We start from the raw sequence: 7,235 nt of genomic DNA, 5'->3' as shown, positions 1-7,235 counted from the left end.
AAGCCGATCAGGGAGAAGAAGTCCTTGGGAACGATCAACGCCATCCACGAATCGCTTCATGCAGAGCACCCATCGACCGGTGCTCAGATCATGCCAGCGGAGGCGGGGTTTTCACACAGCCTCGGCCAGAAGCGGACATCAGGTTGCGCTGCCGAAACGCTCCTGACCGTCCTGGCGGCGCTATCCCGTCATCGCCCAACCCGCCACGGCAGCCAGCAACACGACCAGGACCGGCGGAGCACGCGCAACGACCAGTAGCCCAAACGCAACCAACGCCATCGCGACATCCCATCGGTCATGGATCGCGCTCGTCCACACCGGGTCATACAACGCCGCCAACAGGATGCCGACCACCCCGGCATTGACGCCTGCAATCGAAGCTTGGAGATCCTTGCGGGGGCGCAGGGACTCCCAGAACGGCAGCACCCCTACGAGCACGAGAACGGCTGGCAGGAAAATGACCACCAACAGCGCAAGGCCTCCTGCCCAGCCACCCAGCGGCCCCTCGGCCATAGCCCCCAGGTATGCCGCAAAGGAGAAGAGAGGGCCCGGCACCGCCTGCGCCGCACCGTACCCGGCGAGCAGATCCACCGTGCTCACGGTGCCGCTCTGGACGACTGCGGTCTGCAGCAACGGCAGCACGACATGGCCGCCGCCGAAGACCAGGGCGCCAGCGCGGTACACACCCTCCAACAGCACGGCCAAGGGGGAGCCGCTGGCTACCGCCCACAAGGGCAGCAGAACAAGCGGCAGCACCAGTAGCACCAGTGCCACCGTGCCGGTTCTTCGCGAGACGGAATAGCCGCCGTCTGATTGGCCGGAGGCCGGTTCGATCTTCAGCATCCAGCGACCGATCAATCCGCTGAGGATGATCACCACGATCTGCCCGACGACCGTGGGTATGGACAAAGTCAACACAGCGGCAAAAAACGCCATCGCTGCCCGCAGACGGTCCGGGCAAAGGGACCGGGCCATTCCCCATACTGCTTGGGCCACCACGGCAACTGCCACGATCTTCAGACCATGCAGCCAGCCGCTTTCAACGATGCCCTGGTACTCGGTAACGCCCAAGGCGAACAGGATCATCAGCACGGCCGATGGCAGCGTAAAGCCTGCCCAGGCGGCCAGCAGGCCAGGCCAGCCGGCGCGACGCAAGCCCAGCGCCATTCCAACCTGGCTGCTGGCCGGGCCCGGAAGTAGTTGGCACAGGGCAACCAGATCGGAATAGCTACGGTCCGTCAGCCAACGGCGACGCTCGACGAACTCGTTGCGGAAATAGCTCAGGTGGGCAATCGGGCCGCCAAACGAAGTCAGTCCCAGTCGCACAAACACCAGGAAGACGCGCCATGCGCTGTCGCTTGTCGTGGGATCCAGCGCCGACATGGGGCATGACCTCCTGTGGTTCTCAGCGGCGGCAAGCCCAGCCTGGCAATGGGATCACGGCGTCGAGCTTCCGGCGTGCCCGGTCACCCACTCTCCATCTTCCTTTCGGAACGGTCCGGGCAGCGGCGGCAGGATCTCCAGCACCACTTCCGAAGGCCGGCACAGACGAGTACCCCTATCGGTTTGTACCAGAGGACGATTGATGAGTATCGGGTGCGCCAGCATCGCATCCAGCAGCGCGTCCTCGCTCAGTGCTGCGTTGCCTAGCCCGAGTTCGTCATACGGCGTTCCCTTCTGCCGGATGGCATCGCGCACGCTCAACCCCGCCGCCGTAATAAGCTCGACCAGGCGCGCACGGCTGGGCGGGTGGGTCAGGTAGTCGATCACTTCCGGCTCGATCCCGGCAAAGCGGATCAGCGCCAAGGTATTGCGGGAGGTGCCGCACTTTGGGTTGTGATAGATGACAGCGTTCACGCACTTTCCTCTTGGTTCAAAACGGTCTCCACCACGCCTGCGGCAGCGGCCAGCGCTGCCGCCTCGACGGCCCCCTTGCGCTCGCTGTAGCGGTCCACCAGGTAGTCACTACGCCCGCGCACCAGCAGGGTGAACTTGACCAGTTCCTCCATCACGTCCACCACGCGATCGTAGTACGCCGAAGGCTTCATTCGACCGTCGTCATCGAACTCCTGCCAGGCCTTGGCCACCGAGGATTGGTTCGGAATTGTGACCATCCGCATCCACCGGCCGAGCACGCGCAGCGCGTTGACCACGTTGAACGACTGGGAACCGCCGCAGACCTGCATCACTGCCAGCGTACGGCCCTGGGTGGGTCGAACGCTGCCCTCTTCGAGCGGCAGCCAGTCGATCTGGTTCTTGAATACCGCCGTAAGGGTGCCGTGGCGTTCCGGGCTGACCCAAACGTGTCCTTCCGACCACAGCGAGGCCTGGCGCAGCTCCTGCACCTTGGGGTGCGTGGCCGGCACCGAGTCAAGCATGGGTAGCTCATGTGGATCAAAGAGGCGGGTTTCCGCCCCAAGCTGCTCCAGCAGCCGCTGCGCCTCAAGCGCCAGCTTGCGGCTGAACGACTGCGGCCGCAGCGACCCGTACAGGATCAGGATGCGTGGCCGGTGTGGCTGCGCGGCCGGATCGTTGAGCTTGGCGGCCGTGGGAATGTCCATGGCACCCGGGACCACGTTGGGGATCTGCTGCACGGGGGGTTGTCCTGTCATTTTTCTTCGATTATTTTAGAATCATGGAACATAAGAACGCAACCCACGCCTTGGCAGCCCTAGGTCATGCCACCCGCCTGTCGATCTTCCGTCTTCTGGTTCAGGCTGGCAGCGCCGGCAAGCTGGCCGGCGACATTGCCCAAGCCCTCTCTTTGCCTGGCGCCACGCTCTCCTTCCACCTGAAGGAACTGCTGGCTGCGGGACTGATCAGCGCCGAGCAACGTGGCCGGACCATCTGCTACCGGGCCGAGTTCGTGGCGATGAACACGCTGGTGGCCTACCTCACCGAAAACTGCTGTGCCGACGAACAGGCCTGTGAACGCCCCGCAGGCTGCTGACCCCTTACCCCAGAGATCGCCAAAATGACCCGTCGTGTTCTGTTCCTTTGTACCGGCAATTCCGCGCGCAGCGTGTTGGCCGAATCGACCCTGAAAAAGTGGGGCGAAGGCCGCTATCAGTCCTTCAGTGCAGGCAGCCAGCCAGCCGGTCGGGTCAATCCGTTCGCCATTGCCCAATTGCAGCGCGAGGGCTTCCCGGTGGAGGGCCTGCGCAGCAAGTCCTGGGACGAGTTTGCCGAAGCGGATGCGGCTGCCATGGATCTGATCGTCACCGTGTGCGACAGCGCGGCCGCCGAGGCGTGCCCGGTTGTGTTTGGCGATTTCGTGCGCGTGCACTGGGGCCTTTTCGACCCGGCCGGTGTGGAAGGCTCGGATGCACAGAAGGCTGAAGCGTTCGACCGGGCGCATCAGATCATCAAGGCCCGCCTGAAGGCCTTCCTGGAGATTCCTGACGGGGCATGGGATGACCGTGAGTCTCTCAAGGCCCAGCTTGATCCGATTGCGCAGATCCACTGACCGTCTTCCCGGAAAACCCCATGACCACTGACACCTCCCGCCTGTCGTTTCTGGACCGGTACCTGACGCTGTGGATCTTCGCCGCCATGGCGCTCGGCGTCGGCCTGGGCGCGATGTTCGAAGGCGTGCCCAGCGCGTTGAACAGCCTTTCCGTAGGGTCGACCAACATCCCGATCGCCATTGGCCTGATCCTGATGATGTACCCGCCGCTGGCCAAGGTGATGTACGAGGAACTGCCCACCGTCTTTGCCGACAAGCGCGTGCTGATGCTCTCGCTGCTGCAGAACTGGATCGTGGGCCCGTTCCTGATGTTCGGGCTGGCGGTGCTGTTCCTGCGCGACTACCCCGAGTACATGACCGGCCTGATCCTGATCGGCCTGGCGCGCTGCATCGCCATGGTGCTGGTGTGGAACCAGCTCGCCCGCGGCGACGGCCAGTACGTGGCCGGCCTGGTGGCATTCAACTCGATCTTCCAGATCGCGCTGTTCAGCGTCTACGCGTGGTTCTTCCTTTCCTGGTTGCCGCCGGTGTTCGGGCTACAGGGCAGCGTCATCGATGTCAGCGTCTGGACCATCGCCGAGGCGGTTCTGATCTACCTGGGCATCCCATTCTTGGCCGGCTTCCTCACCAGTCGATGGCTGAAGACGCGCAAGGGCGTGCAGTGGTATGAAGAGAAGTTCCTGCCTGCCATCAGCCCGATAACGCTCGCCGCACTGCTGTTCACCATCGTGGCGATGTTCAGCCTGAAAGGCGGTGACGTGCTGCGCATTCCGATGGACGCGGTACGCATCGCGATCCCGCTGACGCTGTACTTCATCATCCAGTTCGTCATCAGCTTCTTCATGGGCAAGCTGATCGCCAAGGACTATCCACGCACTACTGCGATCGCGTTCACCGCGGCCGGCAACAACTTCGAACTGGCCATTGCGGTAGCCATCGCGGCCTTCGGCCTGGCCTCGCCGGTCGCCTTCGCCGCCGTCATCGGCCCGCTGGTGGAAGTGCCAGTACTGATCCTGCTGGTCCATGTCGCCCTGCGGCTGGGCAAGCGCTACTTTCCTGCCGATGCACGGAGCCGCTGAGCCATGAGCACCACCCGACACATTCCATTGCTGATCCTCGGTTCCGGCCCGGCCGGTTGGACCGCTGCCGTCTACGCTGCCCGCGCCAACCTGAAGCCGGTCGTCATCACCGGCCTGCAGCAGGGTGGCCAGCTGATGACCACCACCGAAGTGGACAACTGGCCGGGCGACGCCCATGGCTTGATGGGCCCGGATCTGATGGCGCGCATGCAGGCGCACGCCGAGCGCTTCGAGACGGAAGTCATCTTCGACCACATCCATGCCGCCGACCTGCAGCAGCGTCCGTTCAAGCTGATCGGCGACAGCGCCGAATACACCTGCGACGCGCTGATCATCGCCACCGGCGCCACCGCCAAGTACCTGGGCATTCCCACCGAAGACGAATTCAAGGGCCGCGGCGTCTCCGCCTGCGCCACCTGCGACGGCTTCTTCTACCGTGACCAGGACGTGGTCGTGGTCGGCGGCGGCAACACTGCCGTGGAAGAAGCGCTGTACCTGTCCAACATCGCCCGCAAGGTCTATCTGGTCCACCGCCGCGACACCCTGAAGGCGGAAAAGATCATGCAGGACAAGCTGTTCGCCAAGGTTGAAGCCGGCAAGATCGAAACCGTCTGGCACCACCAGGTGGAGGAAGTGCTGGGCAACGAGGCGGGCGTGACCGGCGTGCGCGTGAAGTCGACCCTGGACGGCAGCACCCGCGACATCGATGCCCACGGCTTCTTCGTGGCCATCGGCCACCACCCGAACACCCAGCTGTTCGACGGCCAGTTGGCCATGAACAACGGTTACCTGGAAATCCGTTCGGGCCTGGGCGGCAACGCCACCCAGACCTCGGTGGAAGGCGTGTTCGCCGCCGGCGACGTGGCCGACCAGCACTATCGCCAGGCGATCACCTCGGCCGGCTTCGGCTGCATGGCCGCACTGGACGCGGAGCGCTATCTGGATGCACTCAAGATCTCCGATCAACAGCAGCACAAGAACGCCGCCTGAGTGCAGCGGTGGGAGGAAGTCCAGATGGACAACGTCGATGTGGTGGTGATCGGAGGTGGCCAGGCGGGTCTTTCGGCCGGCTACTTCCTGCGTCGCAGCGGGCTGTCCTATGTGATTCTTGATGCTGAAACGTCACCTGGTGGGGCGTGGCAGCATGCGTGGAAATCCTTGCATCTGTTCTCGCCAGCGGGCTGGAGCTCGATTCCCGGTTGGCCGATGCCTCCCACCCGGGAACCGTACCCGTCGCAGGCGGAAGTGCTCGACTACCTCGCGCGCTACGAGCATAAATATGCGCTGCCCGTCATCCGTCCCGTGCAGGTGGAACGCGTCAGTCGTTCGGGAACCCGGCTGCTGGTGGAAGCAGATGACGGCCGACAGTGGCATACGCGTGCAGTGATAAGCGCCACAGGTACCTGGCGGCATCCCTACACGCCCGACTATGAAGGTATGGACGCATTCGGCGGCGTGCAGCTGCACTCGGCCCACTACAGCCATCCTGGATCCTTTGCCGGAATGCGCGTGGCGATCATCGGCAGCGGCAACTCAGGGGCACAGATTCTGGCCGAGGTATCAAAGGTGGCCGACACCACCTGGATCACCCAGGGCAAGCCAGCCTTCCTGGCCGACGATGTCGACGGGCGCGTTCTGTTCGCACGCGCAACCGAGAAGTGGAGGGCTCAGCAGGAAGGACGCGGACCGGATCTTCCGCAGGGTGGTTTAGGCGACATCGTCATGGTGCCGCCGGTGGTGGACGCACGGCGCCGCGGTGTACTGGTCTCCATGACGCCACCTGTCCGTTTCACCACCACCGGCATGCAGTGGGCAGATGGCAGCGAACGCAACTTCGACGCGGTGATCTGGTGCACCGGCTTCCGGCCGGCCTTGTCCCACCTGGAAGGACTGGGCCTGGTCAACGCCCAGGGTCGTATCGACGTGGATGACACCCAGGTCCGTTCGGTCGCAGCGCCATCGGTCTGGCTGCTTGGGTATGGTGACTGGAATGGGGCAGCGTCGGCCACGCTGATCGGAGTGACCCGTTACGCGCGCGAGGCAGTAAGGCAGATCAGCGACTACGTTGGGGCCGTTTCTCAGCCGCCATCTGGCCCCTGAGCCTCGGCGCCATTGTCCAGCGCCCGCACCTGCGATTGCAGGGTCATGCGGTCCAGCGCTTCAGGCTTGAGCGCCAACAGCAGTCCCACACGGTGCTGGAGCTGGTGAAGCGTGCTCAGGAACGCCCTGTGGACCTGCTCCGCGCTGCCCTGCACTGCAGCTGGGTCGGGGATACCCCAGTGGGCGGTGGCCGGCTGACCTGGCCACACTGGACATGCCTCGCCCGCAGCGCGATCGCACACGGTCACGATGAGATCCATCTGTGGTGCTCCCGGACCTGCGAATGCTTCCCACGACTTGCTCGACAGCCCGGCAGTGTCGAAGCCAATCTCCGAGAGCGCCTGCAGGGCCACTGGATGAACTGCGTCCTTGGGATGACTGCCAGCACTGTAAGCCTGGATACGTTCGCGCCCTAAATGGTTGGCTAGGGCCTCGGCAAGAATGCTGCGCGCCGAGTTGCCTGTGCAGAGGAACAGAACATTCAGCGTACGCATATCATCGCAACCATTTATCTAGAATGATCGAAGTATTACCGTCCCATATGTCAGTTCGATGACTGCCGGAAGGGACGCGGGCACCTTTCGGTGCCC

9 protein-coding genes are annotated in these 7,235 nt (G+C 63.8%); 5 read left to right on the top strand and 4 right to left on the bottom strand.

Annotated elements, in window-relative coordinates:
• Nucleotides 1-180 precede the first annotated feature (180 nt).
• The 3 genes from chrA to arsH are packed head-to-tail and all read right to left on the bottom strand — an operon-like array spanning nucleotide 181 to nucleotide 2,594.
• Entirely contained in the window at nucleotides 181-1,383 is a 1,203-nt protein-coding gene (gene chrA / locus QMX78_RS19020) for a chromate efflux transporter (RefSeq protein ID WP_282272511.1), read from the bottom strand.
• A 54-nt stretch (nucleotides 1,384-1,437) separates the two neighbouring features.
• Entirely contained in the window at nucleotides 1,438-1,857 is a 420-nt protein-coding gene (gene arsC / locus QMX78_RS19015; RefSeq protein WP_197639835.1) for an arsenate reductase (glutaredoxin), read from the bottom strand.
• A complete protein-coding gene (arsH, locus tag QMX78_RS19010; RefSeq protein ID WP_282272509.1) occupies nucleotides 1,854-2,594 on the bottom strand; it encodes an arsenical resistance protein ArsH in 741 nt (246 codons plus the stop codon). Before arsH ends, arsC begins: the two co-directional genes overlap by 4 nt.
• Nucleotides 2,595-2,635: 41 nt before the next feature.
• Between arsH and QMX78_RS19005 the strand changes: the two genes are divergently transcribed.
• The 5 genes from QMX78_RS19005 to QMX78_RS18985 are packed head-to-tail and all read left to right on the top strand — an operon-like array spanning nucleotide 2,636 to nucleotide 6,645.
• Nucleotides 2,636-2,950 (top strand): metalloregulator ArsR/SmtB family transcription factor, encoded by a 315-nt coding sequence (locus QMX78_RS19005; protein ID WP_197639847.1) that lies wholly within the window; start codon nucleotides 2,636-2,638, stop codon nucleotides 2,948-2,950.
• Between the two features lie 24 nt (nucleotides 2,951-2,974).
• Nucleotides 2,975-3,466 carry an arsenate reductase ArsC gene (locus tag QMX78_RS19000; protein WP_049402942.1) on the top strand — a complete coding sequence of 164 codons (492 nt, stop codon included), beginning with the start codon at nucleotides 2,975-2,977 and terminating at the stop codon, nucleotides 3,464-3,466.
• Between the two features lie 20 nt (nucleotides 3,467-3,486).
• The gene (arsB, locus tag QMX78_RS18995) at nucleotides 3,487-4,545 is read left to right on the top strand and encodes an ACR3 family arsenite efflux transporter (protein ID WP_197639849.1); all 1,059 of its coding nucleotides are present in this window, start codon (nucleotides 3,487-3,489) and stop codon (nucleotides 4,543-4,545) included.
• 3 nt (nucleotides 4,546-4,548) lie between these two features.
• Nucleotides 4,549-5,535, top strand: coding sequence for a thioredoxin-disulfide reductase (gene trxB, locus QMX78_RS18990; protein ID WP_282272492.1), 987 nt, complete (start codon nucleotides 4,549-4,551; stop codon nucleotides 5,533-5,535).
• 24 nt (nucleotides 5,536-5,559) lie between these two features.
• A complete protein-coding gene (locus tag QMX78_RS18985; RefSeq protein WP_197639853.1) occupies nucleotides 5,560-6,645 on the top strand; it encodes an ArsO family NAD(P)H-dependent flavin-containing monooxygenase in 1,086 nt (361 codons plus the stop codon).
• Here QMX78_RS18985 and QMX78_RS18980 read toward each other — a convergent pair.
• Nucleotides 6,624-7,139, bottom strand: a complete 516-nt coding sequence (locus QMX78_RS18980) for an arsenate reductase ArsC (RefSeq protein ID WP_197639855.1) — start codon at nucleotides 7,137-7,139, stop codon at nucleotides 6,624-6,626. The genes QMX78_RS18985 and QMX78_RS18980 overlap by 22 nt on opposite strands.
• Between the last annotated feature and the right edge of the window lie 96 nt (nucleotides 7,140-7,235).

Origin of the sequence: Stenotrophomonas sp. PS02298, assembly GCF_029959445.1 — a bacterium.
GTDB lineage: Bacteria > Pseudomonadota > Gammaproteobacteria > Xanthomonadales > Xanthomonadaceae > Stenotrophomonas.
The sequence above is the reverse complement of the archived record's forward strand: the minus strand, read 5'-3'. Positions and strand labels throughout refer to the sequence as shown.

What these genes read in the sequence shown, in the direction of transcription:
- chrA (WP_282272511.1), bottom strand. Translation starts at nt 1,383, where the DNA reads ATGTCGGCGCTGGATCCCACGACAAGCGACAGCGCATGGCGCGTCTTC.
- QMX78_RS19005 (WP_197639847.1), top strand. Translation starts at nt 2,636, where the DNA reads ATGGAACATAAGAACGCAACCCACGCCTTGGCAGCCCTAGGTCATGCC.
- QMX78_RS19000 (WP_049402942.1), top strand. Translation starts at nt 2,975, where the DNA reads ATGACCCGTCGTGTTCTGTTCCTTTGTACCGGCAATTCCGCGCGCAGC.
- arsB (WP_197639849.1), top strand. Translation starts at nt 3,487, where the DNA reads ATGACCACTGACACCTCCCGCCTGTCGTTTCTGGACCGGTACCTGACG.
- trxB (WP_282272492.1), top strand. Translation starts at nt 4,549, where the DNA reads ATGAGCACCACCCGACACATTCCATTGCTGATCCTCGGTTCCGGCCCG.
- QMX78_RS18985 (WP_197639853.1), top strand. Translation starts at nt 5,560, where the DNA reads ATGGACAACGTCGATGTGGTGGTGATCGGAGGTGGCCAGGCGGGTCTT.
- QMX78_RS18980 (WP_197639855.1), bottom strand. Translation starts at nt 7,139, where the DNA reads ATGCGTACGCTGAATGTTCTGTTCCTCTGCACAGGCAACTCGGCGCGC.